Genomic DNA, 19,757 nt, shown 5'->3' on the forward strand with positions numbered 1-19,757 from the left:
TCAGTCGCCCTCGAACCGCAGCTCGCACCCAGGTTCCCCACGGCACCGTTCGGCGAGCACGACGACCTTGTCGATGACGACGGCTTCGGACCGATCCGACCTGGACCTCAGGACGTGCAGCTCGTCGAGGAGCTGCTCCATCTCCGAGCCGCTGAGGACGACGTCACCGTAGGGGTCGACACGCGCGAGCATCGGCAACCCGCTGGCGGGAAGGAGGCGGGCCAGCACGTCGCCGTCGTCGAGCACCACGGCGATCGACGTCGTCGAACGACGTCGCGGGCTCGTCCCCTCCTGGACGATCCGCGCGAGCGTCACGTCGACGCCCACGCGGCGCCGCCCTTCTCCTCGACGGGCACCGCTGCGACGCGCTCCCGCCGGAGCACGCCGAGGACGAGGAGCACCTGCCCGACGACGTAGGTGAGCATCACCCAGAAACCGTGGGCGGGCAGGGCGTACCAGGGCGCGAACGCGTTCAGCGCGATGAGCGCGTCGGACACGAGGAACACCGCGCCACCGACGGCCGCGAGGCGGTCGACGCCCGTCGCCGTCACGGCCATCAGCACGAGGCACGCGCCGTAGACGACGACCGGGACGAGGAGCGAGCCGGCACCCGGCGCGCACGCGGCGACGAGGACGAGGAACGCGAGCAGGTACGGCGCGAGGACGAGCGGACGACGCACCACGGACCCCGCGCGATAGGGCCAGAACGCGAGCGTGTACGTCACCTGGGCGCAGAGGAAGAAGCCCACCATGACGAGGAACGCCGTGTCGCCGTCGGCGAGGTCGGGGGCGGTGTCACCGAGCCACGAGAAGCCCAGCGCGACGAGGGTGAGGACGACCAGCCGCGAGCGCCGGCCCGAGCCGACGCCGTCGCGCCGTCGTGTGGCGAGCCACAGGCAGACCGCGAGGAGGGGCATGAGGAACCACTGCGACGTGTCCGCGAGGGCCGAGGCGCCCGCGAGCTGCGCGGCGAGGTGGACGAGGGTGAGCAGGGCGAGCGCGCCCCACGCGGCGAGCATGGGTGTCGGGACTCCTTCGGTGGTGCTGCCGGCATCGTTGCCGGGACGAGCGATTGTAGGCCCCGACGTCGTCACCGCCGGACCGCGTCATCGGGAGCCCCTGCGACGACCGACTCCATCACCGCCCGGCAGCGCGCGAGGAGCTCGGCGACGTCGGCGGGAGCAGCGCCGCAGGGATGCTCCGCCGGCAGGATCGTCAGCCGGATCGGCGGCCGCAGACGCCACCAGGGCCGTCGGCCGTAGGTGAAGACCATCGGCACGACCGGCACGTCGAGGCGGCTGGCGTAGACGAACGCGCCGCGCCGGAACGGCCGCAGTGTCGTGTCGTACATGACCAGCGCGCCCTCGGGGAAGAAGTGGACGCCCTGGCCGGCGTCGATGGTCCTGCGCAGCCGCGCCTCGAACCCGGAGAGCTCTCCGGGTCCGCGAGGCAACGGGACGGCGAGCAGGTGGCTGACCAGGACACCCGCCACGGGCAGGTGGAAGTTCGACGGCTGGGAGACGACAGCGGCGCGCCGGCCGCGGAACTGTCCGGCGACCCACGGGCTGTCCAGGTAGTGCACGTGGTTGGCGACCGTGACGACCCCACCACGCTCGCCGCCGAGGTGCTCGCGCCCCGTGACCCGCAGCCCGTGGACGACGTACCCGTACCACCGCACGACGGCCATGGCGACGTCGAAGAACCCCGCGTCGAAACGGCTCCAGAGCCGCGGCGCCGCGGACCCGTGACCGCGGTCAGCGCTCATGCGTGCGCCCCGGCGCCCGGTCCGCCGCGTCGTCCCGGTCGACCGGCGCGGGGTCCACCGAGCCGCCTCCCTCGACGACCGCCTGGCGCAGCATCTCCTCGATCTGCGGGACGCACACGTTGAGCGCGTGCTCCCGGCCGACCTCGGCGTAGGCCGGGCCCATACGGAGCCGCTCGTCGTCGTGCTCGATCCAGTAGTCGATCGCGCGCGCGAGGTCTGCGGCGTCCCCGGCGCGGAAGAGGCTGCGCTCGTCGAGCGCGAACTGCCCGGTCGCCGACGCGCGGGAGTCGGAGATCACCGGGACGAGGCCGGTCGCGACGGCCTCGAGACAGCCGAGCGCCTCGATCTCCGCGTCGGCGGCGTGCACGTAGAGGTCGCTCGCCGCGAGCACGTCGCGGAGCTCGTCCTGGGCGAGGAAGCCGATCCGCGGCGGGTGCGGCAGCGTCGCACCCTGCTGGGCGTACCGCTCGGCGAGCGGACCGCGACCGGCGAGCACGACCTGGATGCGGTCGGCGTGCCGGGACCGGCGCACCGCGTCGAGGAGCACGTCCTGCCGCTTCTCGCGCGACAGCCGTCCGGTCATGGTGATGACGAACCGGTCGGCCAGGTCGGCGCTCTTCGGCAGCGTGCGCGGGACGAACCCCGGGTCGACGCCGTTGGACACGACGTGCAGGGCCGCCCGGTAGCCGTGGGCGCGCAGCTCCCCGGCGATGAACCGGCTGGGGCAGTGGACGTGCCCGAACCGGTCGTAGAACGGCCGGAACACCGCGTACACGAGGTCGTTGAGCGGCCCGACACGCCCCACGCCGAGGCTGTACGTCACGTTCTCGGGCTGCACGTGGAACGCGGCGGTGGACGGGACGCCGAGCGCGTCCGCGAGCCGCTTGGCCCGGGAGCCGAGCCAGAACGGCGACATGACGTGCGCGACGTCGGCCCAGCCCAGGGCGTCGCGCAGCACGTCGTCGTCGGGCTTGGCGAGGACCCAGCCCTGGCCCGCGATGACCCGGTCGAAGCCCGGGACGCCGAGGGGTTCCAGCCGGTAGTGCACGACGTCGTCCGTCGAGGTCTCGGCGTCGGCGTCACCCCGGCGGGCCGCGCCTCGGCAGCACGCGACGCGCACGGCGTGGCCGCGTTCACGCAGGGCGACGGCGAAGCGCCGCGCGGAGATCGTGGTCCCGTTGGTGGGATCCTCGAACTGGTCGATGACGAGCAGGACGCGCACCCGCGGCTCCCTTGCGACGCGCGGCGCGTGGTCCGCGCCTGCTGACGGGATGGCGCCAGGTTAGGCGACCGCCGCGGACCGGGCGCGGAACCGCCGGGGGCGTGTCGTCGCGCCCATGGCTTGCCGCCGGAGCGGTGCCCGCACGCGGGGTTGCCGGTCAGCGCGACGGTGCGGGTGCGCGCTCCGTGGGCGTGCGGGCGACCAGGACGCGCCCGTCGCGCACCTCGGCCGCGAAGACCGCCAGCGGCCTGCGGTCCTTGCCCCCGGCGTCGAGCACCTCGCCGGTGTCGACGTCCCACACCTGCTTGAGCATGGGCGTGGTGACCGTGTCGACGTCGCGCTCCAGACCGTCGTCACCGGTCACGCGGTGCGTGCCGACGAGGCCGCGCGACATGACGTTGGCGCCCGAGTACGGGTCGCGCTGCTGGACCGCGCGCACGGTGCCGTCGGCGAGCCGGAAGACGGCGACCTGGGTGTCGCCCAGGAGCGCGCCGGCCCCGCGTTCCGGGTCGAGGTCGTCGAGCGCGCAGATGTCGACGAACCTGCTCATCGGGCGTCCTCCAGCTCGGCACGGGCCGCCACGAGCGCGGCGTCGCGCGCGGCGCGCGGGTCGGGATAGGCGACGGCGTCGCCCTCGTCGGCGGGACGGACCTGGCCGCGCTCGGGGACGAACGCGAGGTCGCCGTCGACCGCCTCGGGCGCGTTGACGAACGGCGTGAACTTGCGCAGCTTGGCCGGGTCGGCGAGCGTCGCGCCCCACTCGTCCTCGTAGTCGCGCACGTGCTCGGCCATCGCGGCCTCGAGCTGGTCCGCGATCCCGAGCGAGTCCTCGACGACGACGCGCCGCAGCTCGTCCAGCCCGCCCGCGCGCTCCGCGACCCACGGCGCCGTGCGCTGGAGGCGGTCGGCCTCCTGGACGTAGAGCATGAGGAACCGGTCGACGTAGCGGACCAGCGTCTCGTCGTCGAGGTCCTCGGCGAGGAGCTGGGCGTGGGCCGGCTGGGCTCCGCCGTTGCCGCCGACGTAGAGGTTCCAGCCCTTGTGCGTCGCGATGATCCCGACGTCCTTGCCGCGCGCCTCGGCGCACTCGCGCGCGCAGCCCGAGACGCCGAACTTGATCTTGTGCGGCGAGCGCAGCCCGCGGTAGCGCAGCTCGAGCCGCACCGCCATCGCCGACGAGTCCTGCACGCCGAACCGGCACCACGTGCGCCCGACGCACGTCTTCACCGTGCGCAGCGACTTCCCGTACGCGTGCCCGGACTCGAAGCCCACGGCCGTCAGGCGCCGCCAGATCTCCGGGAGCTGGTCGAGGCGCGCGCCGAACATCGCCAGGCGCTGGCCGCCGGTCACGCGCACGTAGAGCCCGAAGTCGTCGGCGACCTTCGCGAACTCCAGCAGCTGGTCCGCGCGCACCTCTCCCCCGGGCATCCGCGGGATGACCGAGTACGTGCCGTTCTTCTGGAGGTTCGCCATGACGTGGTCGTTGGTGTCCTGCAGCGCGGCGTGCTCGCCCTCGAGCACATGGCCGCGACGCAGGGTCGAGAGGATCGAGGCGACCGTCGGGCGGCAGACCGCGCACCCGCGCCCGGTCCCGTGCGCCGCGACGATCTCGGAGAACGTCCGCAGCCCCTCCTCGCGGACGATCCGGTACAGCGCGGCGCGGGACATCGCGAAGTGCTCGCACAGCGCGTCTGAGACCGTCACGCCCGCCCGGGACAGCTCCGAGTTCAGCAGCTTGGTGAGCGCCGGGACGCACGACCCGCACACCGTGCCGGCCGTCGTGCACTCCTTGACCTGCCCGATCGTCCGGCAGCCGTGCTCGGTCACGGCCGAGCGGACCGTGCCCGCGTCCACGTTGTTGCACGAACAGACGACGGCCTCGTCGGGCAGCTCGGTGTCGGCCAGTCCCTCGCCGTCGGGCGCGATGACGGCGGCGGGGTCGGCGCCGAGCGGGCGGCCGAGCAAGGGCCGCAGCGCGGAGTAGAGCTCGATGTCGCCGACGAACACACCGCCGAGCAGCGTCGTCGCGTCGTCGGAGAGCACGAGCTTGCGGTAGCGGCGGTGGATCGGGTCGACGAACGACACCTCCAGCGCGCCCGCGCTCACCGCGTTGACGTCGCCGAACGACGCCGCCTCGACGCCCACGCCCTTGAGCTTCGTGCCGTCGTCGGCGCGGCGGTGCACGCGCTCGCCACCGAGGAAGCGGTCGACGACGACGTCCGCCATGTCGTTCCCCGGCGCGACCAGGCCCGCGCACACGCCGTCGACCGAGGCGCACTCGCCGATCGCCCAGACGCCCGGGTCGGAGGTCTGGCACGCCTCGCCGACGACGACGCCGCCGCGCTCGCCGATGGCCAGGCCCGCCTCGCGCGCCACGCGGTCGCGCGGGCGGATGCCGACGGAGAAGACGACGACGTCGGTCGGGAGCGCGGACCCGTCGGTGAGCTCGACCGAGCCCACGGACCCGTCGCCCGCGGGCAGGAACCGGTGCGCGCCCGCGCCCGTACGGACCGTCACTCCGAGGTCCTCGACGAGCAGGCGCAGCATCTCGCCGCCACCCTGGTCGAGCTGGACGCTCATGAGCCGGTCGGCGAACTCGACGACGGTGGCCTCCGCGCCCAGGCGCTGGAGCGCCGCAGCGGCTTCGAGGCCCAGCACGCCGCCGCCCACGACGACGCCGCGCACTGCCCGGCCCAGCGCCCGCTCGCGCAGGCGGACCCACTCGGCGAGCCGCTCGACGTCGTCGAGCGTGCGGTACGTGAACAGCCCCGGCAGGTCCGTGCCCTCCGCGCGCGGCGTCCACGCCCACGAGCCCGTCGCGAGCACCGCACGGTCGTAGTGGACCTGGCGGCCCGAGCGGGTCGTCACGACGCTCGCCGTGCGGTCGAGCGACGCGACCGCGTCACCGGTGACGAGGGTGACGCGCGGGTCGTCCCACACGCCGCGGTCGAGCGCGAGCGCCTGGGCGTCGCGCGCGTCGAACCACTCCGACAGGTGCACGCGGTCGTACGGCTCGTGCGGCTCGTCGCCGATCACCGTGAGCGACCAGCCGCCCTCGGGGTCGCGCGAGCGCAGGCCCGCGACCAGGCGGTGGGCCGTCATGCCGGCGCCGACGACGACGATCCGGTCGCCGTCCAGGGGACCGCCGGCGGCGGGAGCGAGCGCGTCCGACGGGGGGTGAGAGAGGGAGGCCACGGGGAGCACTTTCGGGAGGCGGGGGCTGCGTCGAGGTCCCGGTCCGCGTGCGGCCGGTGCCCTGCTCCCGACCCTAGGGGAGGTGGTCTGACCACATCAGCCGTCTGGGACCAAGGTCCTCAGTACCCCCATCGAAGGCCACCACGTGCGCGCCCCGGCTCGGTGCGGACAGCACGACGCCGCGCCCCCGGGGCGGGGACGCGGCGTCGGATGGCGGATCGCCGGGTACCGGCTGTCATGGCCCGACGCGGCGCGTGGCGACGCGCGTCAGACGTTCGCGAGCTCGCGGTCGTCGTCGGCCACGGCCCGCTGGTCCTCGTACCGACGCACGACGCGGCTCACGGTCGACCGCGACGCCGAGACCTTCTGGGCGATCTCGCGCTGGTTCATGCCCTGGCGGGCGAGCTCGACGATACGACGGTCGCGCTCCGCGGTCGGGTCCTCGCCGAGCGACGCGTCGTCGGCATCCGTCGCCGCGGGCTGCGCGCCGTTCGTGCCGCCCACGAGGTCGAAGACCTCGACGCGCCGCGTGTGACCCGTCACCGCGGGGGGCTCCACGACCGGCGCCGCGTCGTCGTCCTCCGGGACGGGCTGGTCCCAGGGGAGCGGACGCCCGAACAGCTCCTTCACCCGCGCCTCGAGGTCGGGGAGCGCCTCGAACGCCGTCTCGGGCGCGTAGGGCTTCTCGTCGTTCGCCTCGCGCGCGGACTCGATCTCCGGCTCCGGCTCCGGCTCCACGTCCCGCTCGACGGCGGGCGCCTCGGCCGGCGCGACGGCGGCCGGGCTCTCCTGGCGCGGCTCGGCGGCCGGAAGGTCCCGGACCTGCTCGACGGGCGTCGGGGTCTCCGTGCGGGCCTCGGTGTCGCGCGCGGACTCCAGCGCGAGGGTCTCCTGGCGGTGCGTCTCGACGAGCGTCGCGGCCGGCGCGGCGGTCCGGGAGACGACGACTGCCGTCGCCTCGGTCGGCCCCGCGGCCTCGGCCGGCCCCCGTGCGGTACCGCGCTTCACCGAGCTCGCCCCGATGAGGTCGAGACGGTTGCCGTGCCGCTCCGCGGCCTCCAGCCGGTCGACCCAGACCAGCATGCGGCGCTCGAAGTCCTCGACGGTCAGCAGCTTGAGCGCGGCGTCACGCGCCGAGCGCTGCCGCTCGTGCGCGGCACGGACCTTGCGCAGGTCCCCAGCCGAGCCGGCGCTGTCCGCGCGCGCGTCGCGCCACTGCTCCAGGGCGGAGACGTACCCGTGGACGCGCAGCTCACGCCGCCGCTCCTCGAGCGTGTGACCCGTCACCATGTGCCGCTCCCCCACCAGGGCGAGGTGCCACATGAGCGCGGCGACCAGCGGGGGCACGAACCGGAACACCACCATGTACGGGGTGCTCGCCGTCGGGACGGCGATCTCGTGCAGCGCCGCGAACAGACCGGACGTGCCCGAGAGCACCCAGGTGAGAGCGAGGAGGACGCCGTACGGGCGACCCTCCAGTGCCGCGTTGCGCGCCATGAGCGCCACGGCGACGAGGCTGATCTCGAGGAAGCCCGCGAGCCCGTACGCCTCGAGCGGCGACATGTGCGCCACCTCGAGACCGAACAGGACCATGCCGCTGTACGCCAGCGCGGTGGCGATGGTCGCCGCGATGACCACCGCGACCATCGGGAGGTGTCGGCCGCGGTAGCGCACCTGCCGCGGGGAGCCGCCCGCGCCGGTCTGGTCCTGCTGTGTCACGTCATCCTCCGAAAAGTGGTGTGGGCGCACATATCCCAACACTCAGGACAGTCCTCGTCAACGCACCGGAAGGATCGCAATCGGATCGTGAGCAGCGGAGGTCCGGAGCGGCACGTCCGTGGGCCGCGCCCTGCGGGTCGCACGGCCGGAGACAGCACGACGCCGCGCCCCCCAGAGGGGACGCGGCGTCGTGGACGGACGGGTCGATCGTCAGACGTTGAACCCGAGCGCGCGCAGCTGCTCCTTGCCGTCCGTCGTGATCTTCTCCGGACCCCACGGCGGCATCCAGACCCAGTTGACGCGGAAGCCGTCGACGAGACCCTCGAGGGCCTGCGCGGACTGGTCCTCGATGACGTCGGTCAGCGGGCACGCCGCGGACGTGAGCGTCATGTCGATGACGGCGTGGTTGTTCTGGTCGATCTGGATGCCGTAGACGAGGCCGAGGTCGACGACGTTGATGCCGAGCTCGGGGTCGATGACGTCACGCATGGCTTCCTCGACGTCGGCGACGTTCGGCGGGCTGGGCGTGACGCCCTCTGCGGGCGCGCCGGTCTCGGTGGTCATCGGTTCTCCTCCGTCGTTCCCCGCGCGGCGAGCGCCGCGTCGGAAGCTGCTGCGGTGTGGGCGCTCAGCGCGCCCGAGGTGACGAGCGAGTCGCGCAGCGCGGCCCAGCCGAGCAGGGCGCACTTGATACGCGCAGGGTACTGCGAGACACCGGTGAACACCGTGGCGTCGCCCAGCTCGTCCTCCGAGGCCTCGTCGAGGCCCTTGCCGCGCGAGCCCATGAGCTCGCGGAAGACCTCGCCCAGGTGCTCGGCCTCGGTCACGGGCCGGCCGGACACGAGGTCGGTGAGCACGGACAGCGAGGCCTGCGAGATGCTGCAGCCCTGCCCCTCCCAGCTCACGCGGCCGATCGTGTCGCCGGCGAGCTCGACGCGCAGCGTCACCTCGTCGCCGCACGTGGGGTTCACCTGGTGCGACTGGCCGCTCGCCGCGCCGTCCGCCACCTCGACCAGGCCCCGGCCGTGCGGGGTCTTCGCGTGGTCGAGGATGACCTGCTGGTACATCTGCTCGATCGAGCTCATCGGGTCCTCTCTCAGTCCACCGAGAAGAACGCGCGCACCCCGGCCAATGCTTCCCGGAACGCGTCGACGTCCTCGCGCGTGGTGTACACCGACGCGGACGCGCGCGCGGTCGCGGCGATCCCGAACCGGCGGTGCAGGGGCTGGGCGCAGTGGTGACCGACGCGCACGGCGATGCCGGCGTCGTCGAGCACCTGGCCGACGTCGTGCGCGTGCACGCCGTCCACGACGAACGACACGACCGCGAGCCGGTCCTCCGGCTCGCGCGGGCCGATGATCCGCACGCCCGGGATCTCCCCGATGCGTAGCAGCTCGTCGGCCAGCTCGTGCTCGTGCGCCGCGACGCCCTCCATGCCGAGCTCGTGCAGGTACTTCGCGGCTGCGCCGAACCCGACGACCTGCGCGACAGCCTGCGTGCCCGCCTCGAACCGCTGCGGCGGCGCCATGTACGACGACTCGGTCATCGTGACGACCTCGATCATCGACCCGCCGGTCGTCACGGGCGGCAGCGCCTCGAGCAGCTCGCGCCGCCCGTACAGCGCGCCGACGCCCGTGGGGCCGAGCATCTTGTGCGCCGAGAACGCGGCGAAGTCGACGCCGAGCGCGGGCAGGTCCACGGGCAGGTGCGGCACGGACTGGCACGCGTCGAGCACGGTGAGCGCCCCGACCTCGCGCGCCCGGGCCACGATCGGCTCGACCGGCGTGATCGCGCCCGTCACGTTCGACACGTGCGCGAACGCGACGATCCGCGTGCGCTCGGTGATGACGGTCGCCGCGTCCTCGACGCGCACGCGCCCGTCGTCGTCGACGTCGAACCAGCGCAGGACCGCGCCCGTGCGGGCCGCGAGCTCCTGCCACGGCACGATGTTCGCGTGGTGCTCGGCCTCGGTGATGACGATCTCGTCGCCCGGCGCGAGCGCGAAGCGGCGGGCCGCTTCTCCCCCGCGGCCGAGCGTCGCGTTCGAGATCCCGTACGCGACGAGGTTGATCGCCGCCGTCGCGCCGGACGTCCAGACGATCTCGCCCGGGCGCGCCCCGACGAACGCCGCGACATCCGCGCGGGCGTCCTCGAACGCCTCGGTCGCCTCCTCGGCGAGCTGGTGCGCGCCGCGGTGCACGGCGGCGTTGCGCTCCTCGTAGAAGTCGACCTCGGTGTCGAGGACGACCTGCGGCTTCTGCGACGTCGCCGCGGAGTCGAGGTAGACGAGCGGACGACCACCGCGCACGGTGCGCTCGAGCAGCGGGAAGTCCGCCCGCACGGCGGCGAGCTCGGTCGCCGTCAGGGGGGAGCTGTGCGCGGTGGTCGTCATGGTCGTCTCCTCAGGGGTGGTGCGTCCGCTCAGGCCGAGGCGGCGGAGGCGGACTCGACCGAGCCGGAGAGGTAGCGGTCGTAGCCCTCCTCCTCCAGGCGGTCGGCCAGCTCCGGGCCACCCTCCTCGGCGACCTTGCCGTCGACGAAGACGTGGACGAAGTCCGGCTTGATGTAGCGCAGGATGCGCGTGTAGTGCGTGATGAGCAGGATGCCCGCGTCCGTCGCGCCGTGGACGCGGTTCACGCCCTCGGAGACGATGCGCAGCGCGTCGACGTCGAGGCCCGAGTCCGTCTCGTCGAGGACGGCGAACTTCGGCTTGAGGAGCTCCATCTGGAGGATCTCGTGGCGCTTCTTCTCACCGCCGGAGAAGCCCTCGTTGACCGAGCGCTCAGCGAAGGAGTCGTCCATGCGCAGGCGCTCCATGGCGCCCTTGACGTCCTTGACCCAGTGGCGCAGCGCGGGGGCCTCGCCGTCGATCGCGGTCTTCGCGGTGCGCAGGAAGTTCGACACGGACACGCCGGGGACCTCGACCGGGTACTGCATGGCGAGGAACAGGCCCGCGCGGGCGCGCTCGTCGACGCTCATCGCGAGGACGTCCTCGCCGTCGAGCGTCACGGTGCCGCTGGTGACCTGGTACTTGGGGTGGCCGGCGATCGAGTAGGCGAGCGTGGACTTGCCCGAGCCGTTCGGGCCCATGATGGCGTGGACCTCGCCGCTGGCGATCGTCAGGTCGACGCCGCGCAGGATCGGCTTCGGCCCTTCCTTGGTCTCGACGCTGACGTGCAGGTCGCGGATCTCGAGAGTGGACATGTGGTTCTTCTCCAAGAGGTTCTGGTGAGCCGTGGGGCGCGCGCGGCGCGCCGGTTCAGGATGTAGGTCAGGTGGGAGCGACGACGCGGTCGACGTCGACGAGCACCTGCTCGCCGTCGACCGTCACCGGGTACACGGGCACGGGCCGCATCGCGGGCAGCGCGGTCGGCATGCCGGTCCGCACGTCGAACTGCGAGCCGTGCAGCCAGCACTCGACGAAGCAGCCCTCGACCTCGCCGTCCGACAGGGACACCGCCCCGTGGGAGCAGATGTCCGAGATCGCGTGCCAGTCGCCGTCGCCGTCACGGATGACCGCGACCTCGACGACGCGCCCGTCCTCGGCCGGGAGCTCGACGCGGAGCGCCTCCTCCGGGCCGAGGTCGGACGTCGTGCAGGCGGGCTGTGCGGTCACGCGGTCGCCTCGGCGAGCTCGGCGCTCCCGTCGATGATCGACATGGACTTGCTGAGCTCGCGCTCGATCGCCTCGAGCAGGCGCTCCTCGACCGACGCGACGCCGATCTCCTGGATGAGCTCCGCGAAGAAACCGCGGACGACGAGGCGGCGCGCCTCGGCCTCCGGGATGCCGCGGGCCTGGAGGTAGAAGAGCTGCTCGTCGTCGAACCGGCCGGTCGCTGACGCGTGCCCCGCGCCCTCGATCTCGCCCGTCTCGATCTCGAGGTTCGGCACCGAGTCCGCGCGCGCGCCGTCCGAGAGGACGAGGTTGCGGTTGAGCTCGTAGGTGTCGGTGCCCTCGGCCTCGGCCTGGATGAGCACGTCCCCGACCCACACGGCGTGCGCGCCCTCGCCCTGCAGCGCGCCCTTGTAGGTGACGCGCGACTTGCAGCGCGGGACGGCGTGGTCGACGAACAGGCGGTGCTCCTGGTGCTGGTCCGCGTCCGCGAAGTAGAGGCCGACCATCTCGACGTCGCCGCCCTCGGCCGTGAACTCGGCGTCGGGGGTGATGCGCACGACGTCGCCGCCGAGCGTCACGACCACGTGCTTGAGCCGCGCGTCGCGCCCGATGCGGGCGCGGTGCGACGACGCGTGCACCGCGCCGTCGGCCCAGTCCTGGACGGACACGACGGTGAGGTGCGCGCCGTCCTCGACGACGATCTCGACCGTCTCGTTGAGAGTCGCGGTCCCGACGTGGTCGAGCACGACGACGGCCTCCGAGTGCCGCTCGGCGCGCACGAGCACGTGGCTCGCGGTCGGCGTGGAGCCGTGGCCCTCGACGCGCACGGACGTCACGTCGGACGCCACGGCCTCCTTGGGCACCGTGACGACCGTGGCCTGCTCGAACGCGTTCCACGCCGTGACGGCGGTGCGGTCGCCCGGCTTGCCGGCGGTGCCGAGCCGCTCGTCGTCACGACCGACGATCGCGACCTCGACCTCGGGGGCCTCGACGACCGTGACGCGCACGTCGCCGCCGCCGCTCTGCCCGACGAGCTTCTCGTCGAACAGGGGCGCGAGGCGCGCGACGGGCGAGAAGCGCCACTCCTCCTCGCGCCCGGAGGGCACGGGGATGTCGGCGAGGTCGAACGACGTGAGCCGCTCGGCGCGCGAGCCCTGGGGCACGACGCCGTGGGAGTGCGCCCCGTCGGCCTGCGCGCGCGAGTGGTCGGTGGTCAGACCGGCCTCTTCGGGAATGGTGGTGGTGGTCATATCAGCCGACGGACCCTTCCATCTGCAGCTCGATGAGGCGGTTGAGCTCGAGCGCGTACTCCATGGGCAGCTCGCGCGCGATGGGCTCGACGAACCCGCGCACGATCATGGCCATCGCCTCGGTCTCCTCCATGCCTCGGGACATGAGGTAGAACAGCTGGTCCTCGCTCACCCGCGAGACCGTCGCCTCGTGCCCCATGGACACGTCGTCCTCGCGGACGTCGACGTACGGGTAGGTGTCGGACCGGGAGATCTGGTCGACGAGCAGCGCGTCGCACAGCACGGTCGAGGCCGAGTGCGAGGCGCCCTCGAGGACCTGGACCAGGCCGCGGTAGGACGTACGGCCACCGCCGCGCGCGACCGACTTCGACACGATGGACGACGACGTGTGCGGCGCCGCGTGGACCATCTTGGCCCCGGCGTCCTGGTGCTGGCCCTCGCCCGCGAACGCGATCGAGAGCGTCTCGCCGCGCGCGTGCTCGCCGAGCAGGTAGATCGCCGGGTACTTCATGGTGACCTTGGAGCCGATGTTGCCGTCGACCCACTCCATCGTCGCGCCCTCGGCCGCGGTCGCCCGCTTGGTCACGAGGTTGTACACGTTGTTCGACCAGTTCTGGATGGTCGTGTAGCGCACGCGCGCGTTCTTCTTGACGATGATCTCGACGACCGCGGAGTGCAGCGAGTCGGACGAGTAGATCGGCGCGGTGCAGCCCTCGACGTAGTGCACGTACGAGCCCTCGTCCGCGATGATCAGCGTCCGCTCGAACTGGCCCATGTTCTCCGTGTTGATGCGGAAGTAGGCCTGGAGCGGGATCTCGACGTGCACGCCCGGCGGCACGTAGACGAACGACCCGCCCGACCACACGGCGGAGTTGAGCGCGGCGAACTTGTTGTCGCCCGACGGGATGACGGTGCCGAAGTACTCCTGGAAGAGCTCCGGGTGCTCGCGCAGCGCGGTGTCCGTGTCGAGGAAGATGACGCCCTGGCGCTCGAGCTCCTCGTTGATCTGGTGGTAGACCACCTCGGACTCGTACTGGGCCGCGACGCCCGCGACGAGGCGCTGCTTCTCCGCCTCGGGGATGCCGAGCTTGTCGTACGTCTCCTTGATGTCCTCGGGCAGGTCGTCCCACGAGGCGGCCTGCTTCTCCGTGGAGCGCACGAAGTACTTGATGTTGTCGAAGTCGATGCCCGTGAGGTCGGAGCCCCAGTTCGGCATCGGCTTCTTGTCGAAGAGGCGCAGGGCCTTGAGCCGCGTCTTGAGCATCCACTCGGGCTCGTTCTTCAGCGCCGAGATGTTGCGCACGACGTCCTCGGACAGGCCGCGCTGCGCGGCCTCGCCGGCGGCGTCGCTGTCGTGCCAGCCGTATCCGTAGGCACCGATCGAGGCGATGATCTCGTCGTCGGTCTGCTTCTCACCGGTCGGCTGGGCCGTGCCGGTGGCGTCCTGGGTGGGAGCGCTCATGGTCGTCCTTCCACTGTCCGTCGTGTGCGGGCGGGGGCAGTCGGTACAAAGGTTCGTGCGGGGGGAGTCGTGCGTGCCTCGGGGCGGCGGTGCGCCCCTCGGGTCAGGTCTCGCCCGACGTCGGGCGCCCTCGCGCACGGACGTCGTGGTCATGGCCTGCGTGAGCGTGGCCGTCATGGTCTCGGAGCGGAGGGGCCGCCCGCGGTGCGGGGACCGGCAGGCCCACCGGGACGTTGGTCGTGCACGCGTGCGCACCTGTCGCGAGGGTCGAGAGCCGCTGCACGTGCGAGCCGAGCAGCTTGGCGAAGACCTGCGCCTCCGCCTCGCACAGCTGCGGGAACTCCTCGGCGACGTGCTGCACCGGGCAGTGGCCCTGGCACAGCTGCACCGCGGAGGTGCCGGGGACGGGGCGCACGCTCGCCGCGTACCCGTCGTCGGCGAGCGCCGCCGCAAGCTGGGCGGCGCGGCCCTCGACGTCGTCCGCGTCGAGCCGTCCCTCGTAGCGGTCGGCGAGCTCGGCGAGGCGGTCCTGCGCGAAGCGCTCGACGGCGTCCGGCCCGGCGATGTCGCGCAGGTACCGCAGTGCCTGGGTCGCGAGGTCGGCGTAGGTGCCGCTCAACTCACCCTGCCCGGCCGACGTCGTCACGTACCGCCGCGCGGGACGGCCGCGCATCCCGGTGGGGTGCCCGGCGTCGTGCACGGCGACGAGGTCGTCGTCCTCGAGGAGGGCGAGGTGGCGTCGGACGGCGGCGGGGGTGAGCCCGAGCGTGGCGGCGAGGTCGGCGGCGCTCACGGGACCGGCACTCGCCACGAGCTCGAGCACGCGCTCGCGCGTGCGGCGGTCGGCGTCGGCGGCGGGCACAGCGGCCTGCCCGGCTGCGGGGGCGGCAGGGCGCAGCGCGTTCGGTCGGACGGATCCTGCGGCCATGCTCACCTCCCGTGGTGCGTCCCGTGGGCGCGCGCGTGCGGCGCGCGTCTGGCACGGGGTGACAGATCTGGAACCGATATAGACAACATGGTTGTTCCCTAATTGCCCGAACGCAAGCAAGGCGACCCTCAGACCACCCCCTGAGATGTCGAGATGTGGCGTACGCGACACCCGTGCGGTCCGGGCCGGGCGCAGGCCCTGAGCGGCGGACCCGCCCCCTAGAATCGGCCGGGTGCCCGCCCCCGCCGTGCTCGTGCACGACCTCGTCAAGCGCTACGACGGTCGTGCCGTCGTCGACGGCGTGTCCCTCTCCGCCGAGCGCGGCGCGATCACCGCGGTGCTCGGCCCCAACGGCGCCGGCAAGACCACGACGGTCGAGTGCTGCGAGGGCCTGCGCTCCCCCGACGCCGGGCGCGTCGAGGTCCTCGGTCTCGACCCCCTGACCGACGCTCGCGACCTGCGCCCGCGCGTCGGCGTCATGCTCCAGGACGGCGGGCTCCCGACGGGCGTGCGCGCCCTGGAGATGCTGCGGCACGTCGCGTCGATGTACGCGCGGCCGCGCGACGTCGGCGAGCTCACCGAGCGCCTCGGCCTGGAGAGCTTCGGGCGCACGACCGTCCGGCGGCTGTCCGGTGGCCAACGGCAACGCCTCGCGCTCGCCGCAGCGATCGTCGGGCGTCCGGAGGTCGTCTTCCTCGACGAGCCGAGCGCAGGCATGGACCCGCAGAGCCGCCACGCCGTGTGGGAACTCGTGCGCGAGCTGCGCGCCGAGGGCGTCGGGATCGTCCTCACGACGCACCTCATGGACGAGGCCGAGGACCTGGCCGACCACGTGTACGTCGTCGACCACGGCAAGGTCATCGCCGCGGGCGCGACCCGCGACCTGCTCGAGACCGGGGCCGACGGCGAGGCGGACCGCACGGTCCGCTTCGAGGCGACGCCGGCGCTCGACCTCGGCGGCCTGCGTGACGCGCTCGCCGGGGTGGGCGTGCCCGACGGCGTCGCTCCGGGCGCGTGGGTCGTCGCCGAGCCGCAGCCCGGCTCGTACACCCTCACCGGGCCCGCCGACCCCGCGACGCTCGTGGCGCTGACGACGTGGCTCGCCGCGCGCGGCGTCCTCGCCTCGCGCGTCACGGTGGGCCGCCGCACGCTCGAGGACGTGTTCCTCGACCTCACGGGACGGCACCTGCGATGAGCGCGACCCCGACGTCGACCACGCCCGAGGCGGAGAGCCAGACGCGGGCCGCCGAGCTCGCCGCGCCCGCGTGGCGCCGCGTGGTCGCGCAGACGGCGTTCGAGACGCGCATGATCCTGCGCAACGGCGAGCAGCTCCTCGTGACGATCATCCTGCCCGTCATGCTCCTGCTCGGGCTGGTGCTCACGTCGTTCGTCGACCTCGACACGGGCGGCGCGACGCGCGTCGACTTCGTGACGCCCGGCGTCCTCGCGCTCGCCGTGATGTCGACGGCGTTCACGTCGCAGGCGATCGCGACCGCGTTCGACCGCCGCAACGGCGTGCTCCGCCTCATGTCGACCACGCCGCTGGGCCGCGGCGGCCTCCTGGCGGGCAAGGTGCTCGGCGTCCTCGCCGTCGAGGTCGTGCAGGTCGTCGTCATCACGGGCGTCGCGCTCGCGCTCGGCTGGCAGCCCGACCCCGCAGGCATCCCCGCGGCCGTGCTCGCGGTGCTGCTCGGGACCGCCGCCTTCACCTCGCTCGCGATGCTGCTCGCCGGGACGCTGCGCGCCGAGGGCGTGCTCGCCGTCGCGAACCTCGTGCTCGTGCTGCTCACCGTCGGCGGCGGCGTCCTCGTCCCGGCCGACCAGCTCCCCGGCCCGCTCGAGCACGTCGCGCTCCTGCTGCCGTCGGGCGCGCTCGGCGAGGCGATGCGCGGTGCGCTGCTCGACGGGTCCGTGCCGCCGTTCTCCGTCGTCGTGCTGCTCGGCTGGACCGCCGCGCTCGGCTGGGGCGCGGGCAAGCTCTTCCGCTGGACCTGAGCCCGGGCGCATCTCACACCCGCGAGATTCCGGGGCTGCAGGGTCGTCCCGATACCGTGGGACCGTGAGCACCCCGCCCCCCGCGCTCGACCCCGCTCCCGCCGACAGCCCGGCAGGCGCCGCCTCAGGCGACGGCGCCGCACGCCCGGACCGGCTCGCGCCGCTGCGCCGCTGGACCCGGCCGGTGCTCGTCGCGAACCTCGTGGCGCAGATCGGCATCATCGTCACCGGCGGTGCCGTCCGGCTCACGGGCTCGGGGCTCGGATGCTCGACCTGGCCGCAGTGCGAGCCCGGGCAGTTCGCGGCGAAGTTCCACCCCGAGACGACGTACCACCAGTTCATCGAGTACGGGAACCGCACGCTCACCGGGGTGCTGAGCGTCATCGCGATCGCCGCGCTCGTGCTCGTGTGGACCGACCGCTCGCGCGTCCTGTCCTATCGGCTCCTCGGCGCCGTCCCCCTCGTCGGCGTCGCCGCGCAGGCGGTCATCGGCGGCGTGATCGTCCTGCTGCACCTGCACCCGGGGTGGGTGTCGCTGCACTTCGTCGTCTCGGCCGCGCTCGTCTCCGTCTCGCTGCTCCTCCTCCACCGGTCCGGGGAGGGCGACGGGCCACCCGTCCCCACGGTCGCGTCGCGCTCGCGCGCGCTCGCGTGGACGCTGTACGGGCTGACGGCGCTGATCGTCGTCCTCGGCGTCATCGTCACGGGGGCGGGTCCGCACAGCGGCGACGAGGAGGTCGGGTACCGCCTGGCCGTCGACCCGGCGCTCATGAGCAAGGTCCACGCGTGGGCCGTGTGGGTCTTCGTCGCCGTCCTCGTCGCCTATCTCGTAAGCGTCCGCCGTGGGCCGCAGCAGGTGCGCCGTGCGGCCTGGATCCTGCTCGCGATCACCCTTGGCCAGGGACTGATCGGGTACGTCCAGTACTTCACGGGGCTGCCCGCGCTCCTCGTGGGGCTGCACATGCTCGGCTCGGCGCTCCTCGTCGCCGGTTCCACGCGCGTCGTCCTGACGACCCGCACCCGCGCCTGAGCGAGCGGTGGCCCGGGCCCGAGAGTCCAGGGCCACCGCTGCGTCAGCGCCAGTCAGCGTCAGTCAGCGGACCTCAGCGCCAGAGCGCTGCGACGCGCTCCGCGAGCGCGGTGCCCCGCCCGTACCCGGCCTCGGCCGCCGCCGGCCGGAGCGACAGGTCCATGGCCTGCGGGCCGAACAGGTGGTCGGCCTCAGGCCCCGGGACCATCACCTCGACCTCGCTCCCCCGTTCCCGCAGCTCGTCGACCTGGGCCGAGAGCTGCAAGCCCCAGTCCAGCGGTGCCCGCGTCCTGCCGCCGAAGGGCGACAGCACCAGCACGCGCCGGTGCCCCGCCGCGAGGTCCGCGTTCTCGTTGCGGCGGTATCCGCCGTCGAGGTACTGCTCGTCCCCGACCCGGTAGGCGAACCCGCTCGCGCAGCTCGCCGCGACGGCGTCGACCAGGTCGACCCCGCTGTGCCGGTCGAAGACGACGGGCTCACCGGTCCGCGCGTCGACGGCGGTGAGCAGGACGGCCCGCTGGGGCCAGGACGGGTTCGGCAGGCGCGCGGCGACGGTGGCCCGCCACCGGGACTGCACCGTCTCGTCCGACGACCCGGGCAGCGCGAGCGCCGCCTCCCCGAGCCGGCGGCGCATGTCCGCCGCGTCCCGGGCACCGGCGACGACCGCGGCCGTCTGGGCCATCTGGTCCGCGGCCTGCCGCGTGCGGTCACCGCCCCTGTTCGAGCCGCCCGGCCCCGCCTGCGGGCGCGTGGGCGCGACGAGGGCGGCGGCGTACAGGTCCGCGGGCGTCGCACCGGCGAGTTGCGCCGCCGTCGTCGACCCGGCCGACGTCCCGACGGTCAGGTCCGCGGTCGTGGACACGTCCAGCCCGGCGTCGGCCAGACCGGCGACGACCCCGATCAACCACGCGTTGCCGGTGGACCCGCCGCCCCCGAGCACGAGGGCACGCTCGCCCGTCGTCGGGACCGGGGCCGAGGTCGTGGGGTGAGGTGTCGGGAGACCTGCTGTCGAGGTACCCGGTGCAGAAGAAGGTGTGGTGCTCATGGGAGTCGCCTCTCGCGATGAGGTGGCGAGCGCTCCCGACGACGACTACGGCCGTCGCGCGATCGTGGGCAGCGAGGGAGCGCCCGGTACGGACACAGCGTTCACGGGACTCACCCCCTCGGCTCGGTGCACGATCGGGCCCGACGCTAGCACGCAGGACCGCCCCGGCACACGGCCTTTGCGGCCGTCGGGAGGACGTTCGCGGGTCGGGTCTCAGACCCGCGTGGCACGAACCACACCCGCCGAAGTAGAGCCGTGGTCGCACGAGGTAGAGCCGTGGTTGGCCAGGGTAGAGCCGTGGTCTGCCAAGGAAGAGCCCAGGCCGTGCCCGACGACGGGTGGGTCGCCCCGACGGTCAGGCCCACCCGCGGGCCAGCTCGGCACAGGCGGGCCGACGCCGCGGTCAGCCACCCGGCCGAGGACCGACCAGGGCGAGACGACGCCGGGCGGGGTGGGTGGTGGTGCCGCGTCGTGGCGGGCCTGGCGGGAGCCGCGAGGAACGAGCGGCGGATGGTAGACGCGGCACCACC

At 73.5% G+C, this 19,757-nt stretch carries 19 protein-coding genes; 3 read left to right on the plus strand and 16 right to left on the minus strand.

Annotated elements, in window-relative coordinates:
- The 15 genes from ACFVN3_RS10575 to ACFVN3_RS10645 all read right to left on the minus strand — a co-directional run bounded on the left by ACFVN3_RS10575 (position 1) and on the right by ACFVN3_RS10645 (position 15,157).
- A complete protein-coding gene (locus ACFVN3_RS10575; RefSeq protein ID WP_378232768.1) occupies positions 1-327 on the minus strand; it encodes a hypothetical protein in 327 nt (108 codons plus the stop codon).
- Complete coding sequence (locus tag ACFVN3_RS10580; RefSeq protein ID WP_378232769.1) at positions 312-1,019, minus strand: lysoplasmalogenase; 708 nt, start codon at positions 1,017-1,019, stop codon at positions 312-314. The genes ACFVN3_RS10575 and ACFVN3_RS10580 overlap by 16 nt, the downstream gene beginning before the upstream one ends.
- Positions 1,020-1,090: 71 nt before the next feature.
- Positions 1,091-1,765, minus strand: coding sequence for a lysophospholipid acyltransferase family protein (locus ACFVN3_RS10585; protein ID WP_378232770.1), 675 nt, complete (start codon positions 1,763-1,765; stop codon positions 1,091-1,093).
- Complete coding sequence (locus ACFVN3_RS10590; RefSeq protein ID WP_378232771.1) at positions 1,755-2,987, minus strand: glycosyltransferase; 1,233 nt, start codon at positions 2,985-2,987, stop codon at positions 1,755-1,757. The genes ACFVN3_RS10585 and ACFVN3_RS10590 overlap by 11 nt, the downstream gene beginning before the upstream one ends.
- A gap of 157 nt (positions 2,988-3,144) precedes the next feature.
- Complete coding sequence (locus ACFVN3_RS10595; RefSeq protein ID WP_378232772.1) at positions 3,145-3,537, minus strand: nitrite reductase (NAD(P)H) small subunit; 393 nt, start codon at positions 3,535-3,537, stop codon at positions 3,145-3,147.
- Entirely contained in the window at positions 3,534-6,182 is a 2,649-nt protein-coding gene (gene nirB / locus ACFVN3_RS10600) for a nitrite reductase large subunit NirB (RefSeq protein WP_378232773.1), read from the minus strand. Before nirB ends, ACFVN3_RS10595 begins: the two co-directional genes overlap by 4 nt.
- A gap of 267 nt (positions 6,183-6,449) precedes the next feature.
- Complete coding sequence (locus tag ACFVN3_RS10605) at positions 6,450-7,901, minus strand: helix-turn-helix domain-containing protein (protein WP_378232774.1); 1,452 nt, start codon at positions 7,899-7,901, stop codon at positions 6,450-6,452.
- A gap of 210 nt (positions 7,902-8,111) precedes the next feature.
- Entirely contained in the window at positions 8,112-8,465 is a 354-nt protein-coding gene (locus tag ACFVN3_RS10610) for a metal-sulfur cluster assembly factor (protein WP_047234322.1), read from the minus strand.
- The gene (gene sufU / locus ACFVN3_RS10615; protein ID WP_378232775.1) at positions 8,462-8,986 is read right to left on the minus strand and encodes a Fe-S cluster assembly sulfur transfer protein SufU; all 525 of its coding nucleotides are present in this window, start codon (positions 8,984-8,986) and stop codon (positions 8,462-8,464) included. Before sufU ends, ACFVN3_RS10610 begins: the two co-directional genes overlap by 4 nt.
- Positions 8,987-8,997: 11 nt before the next feature.
- A complete protein-coding gene (locus ACFVN3_RS10620; RefSeq protein WP_378232776.1) occupies positions 8,998-10,293 on the minus strand; it encodes a cysteine desulfurase in 1,296 nt (431 codons plus the stop codon).
- Positions 10,294-10,322: 29 nt separating this feature from the next.
- Positions 10,323-11,105 (minus strand): Fe-S cluster assembly ATPase SufC, encoded by a 783-nt coding sequence (gene sufC / locus ACFVN3_RS10625; RefSeq protein WP_378232777.1) that lies wholly within the window; start codon positions 11,103-11,105, stop codon positions 10,323-10,325.
- 67 nt (positions 11,106-11,172) lie between these two features.
- Entirely contained in the window at positions 11,173-11,517 is a 345-nt protein-coding gene (locus ACFVN3_RS10630; protein ID WP_047234320.1) for a non-heme iron oxygenase ferredoxin subunit, read from the minus strand.
- Positions 11,514-12,767, minus strand: coding sequence for a Fe-S cluster assembly protein SufD (gene sufD, locus ACFVN3_RS10635; RefSeq protein ID WP_378232778.1), 1,254 nt, complete (start codon positions 12,765-12,767; stop codon positions 11,514-11,516). The genes ACFVN3_RS10630 and sufD overlap by 4 nt, the downstream gene beginning before the upstream one ends.
- A gap of 1 nt (position 12,768) precedes the next feature.
- Entirely contained in the window at positions 12,769-14,229 is a 1,461-nt protein-coding gene (gene sufB, locus ACFVN3_RS10640) for a Fe-S cluster assembly protein SufB (RefSeq protein ID WP_378232780.1), read from the minus strand.
- A 103-nt stretch (positions 14,230-14,332) separates the two neighbouring features.
- A complete protein-coding gene (locus ACFVN3_RS10645) occupies positions 14,333-15,157 on the minus strand; it encodes a helix-turn-helix transcriptional regulator (RefSeq protein ID WP_378232782.1) in 825 nt (274 codons plus the stop codon).
- 232 nt (positions 15,158-15,389) lie between these two features.
- On the opposite strand from ACFVN3_RS10645, the gene ACFVN3_RS10650 reads away from it, so the two are divergent.
- The 3 genes from ACFVN3_RS10650 to ACFVN3_RS10660 all read left to right on the plus strand — a co-directional run bounded on the left by ACFVN3_RS10650 (position 15,390) and on the right by ACFVN3_RS10660 (position 18,182).
- Positions 15,390-16,352 (plus strand): ABC transporter ATP-binding protein, encoded by a 963-nt coding sequence (locus tag ACFVN3_RS10650; RefSeq protein WP_378232783.1) that lies wholly within the window; start codon positions 15,390-15,392, stop codon positions 16,350-16,352.
- On the plus strand, positions 16,349-17,152 hold the full coding sequence (locus ACFVN3_RS10655; RefSeq protein ID WP_378232784.1) for an ABC transporter permease: 804 nt from the start codon (positions 16,349-16,351) through the stop codon (positions 17,150-17,152). Before ACFVN3_RS10650 ends, ACFVN3_RS10655 begins: the two co-directional genes overlap by 4 nt.
- 64 nt (positions 17,153-17,216) lie before the next feature.
- Positions 17,217-18,182 carry a heme A synthase gene (locus ACFVN3_RS10660; protein ID WP_378232785.1) on the plus strand — a complete coding sequence of 322 codons (966 nt, stop codon included), beginning with the start codon at positions 17,217-17,219 and terminating at the stop codon, positions 18,180-18,182.
- A 73-nt stretch (positions 18,183-18,255) separates the two neighbouring features.
- Here the strand turns inward: ACFVN3_RS10660 and ACFVN3_RS10665 are convergent, their stop codons facing one another.
- The gene (locus tag ACFVN3_RS10665) at positions 18,256-19,227 is read right to left on the minus strand and encodes a patatin-like phospholipase family protein (protein WP_378232786.1); all 972 of its coding nucleotides are present in this window, start codon (positions 19,225-19,227) and stop codon (positions 18,256-18,258) included.
- Positions 19,228-19,757: the final 530 nt, after the last annotated feature.

This window comes from Cellulosimicrobium sp. NPDC057862 (assembly GCF_042797035.1).
Classification (GTDB): domain Bacteria; phylum Actinomycetota; class Actinomycetes; order Actinomycetales; family Cellulomonadaceae; genus Cellulosimicrobium.

Coding starts and splice junctions, on each gene's coding strand:
- ACFVN3_RS10580 (WP_378232769.1), bottom strand. CDS start 1,019: ATGCTCGCCGCGTGGGGCGCGCTCGCCCTGCTCACCCTCGTCCACCTC.
- ACFVN3_RS10585 (WP_378232770.1), bottom strand. CDS start 1,765: ATGAGCGCTGACCGCGGTCACGGGTCCGCGGCGCCGCGGCTCTGGAGC.
- ACFVN3_RS10595 (WP_378232772.1), bottom strand. CDS start 3,537: ATGAGCAGGTTCGTCGACATCTGCGCGCTCGACGACCTCGACCCGGAA.
- ACFVN3_RS10610 (WP_047234322.1), bottom strand. CDS start 8,465: ATGACCACCGAGACCGGCGCGCCCGCAGAGGGCGTCACGCCCAGCCCG.
- sufU (WP_378232775.1), bottom strand. CDS start 8,986: ATGAGCTCGATCGAGCAGATGTACCAGCAGGTCATCCTCGACCACGCG.
- ACFVN3_RS10620 (WP_378232776.1), bottom strand. CDS start 10,293: ATGACGACCACCGCGCACAGCTCCCCCCTGACGGCGACCGAGCTCGCC.
- sufC (WP_378232777.1), bottom strand. CDS start 11,105: ATGTCCACTCTCGAGATCCGCGACCTGCACGTCAGCGTCGAGACCAAG.
- sufD (WP_378232778.1), bottom strand. CDS start 12,767: ATGACCACCACCACCATTCCCGAAGAGGCCGGTCTGACCACCGACCAC.
- sufB (WP_378232780.1), bottom strand. CDS start 14,229: ATGAGCGCTCCCACCCAGGACGCCACCGGCACGGCCCAGCCGACCGGT.
- ACFVN3_RS10645 (WP_378232782.1), bottom strand. CDS start 15,157: ATGGCCGCAGGATCCGTCCGACCGAACGCGCTGCGCCCTGCCGCCCCC.
- ACFVN3_RS10655 (WP_378232784.1), top strand. CDS start 16,349: ATGAGCGCGACCCCGACGTCGACCACGCCCGAGGCGGAGAGCCAGACG.
- ACFVN3_RS10665 (WP_378232786.1), bottom strand. CDS start 19,227: ATGAGCACCACACCTTCTTCTGCACCGGGTACCTCGACAGCAGGTCTC.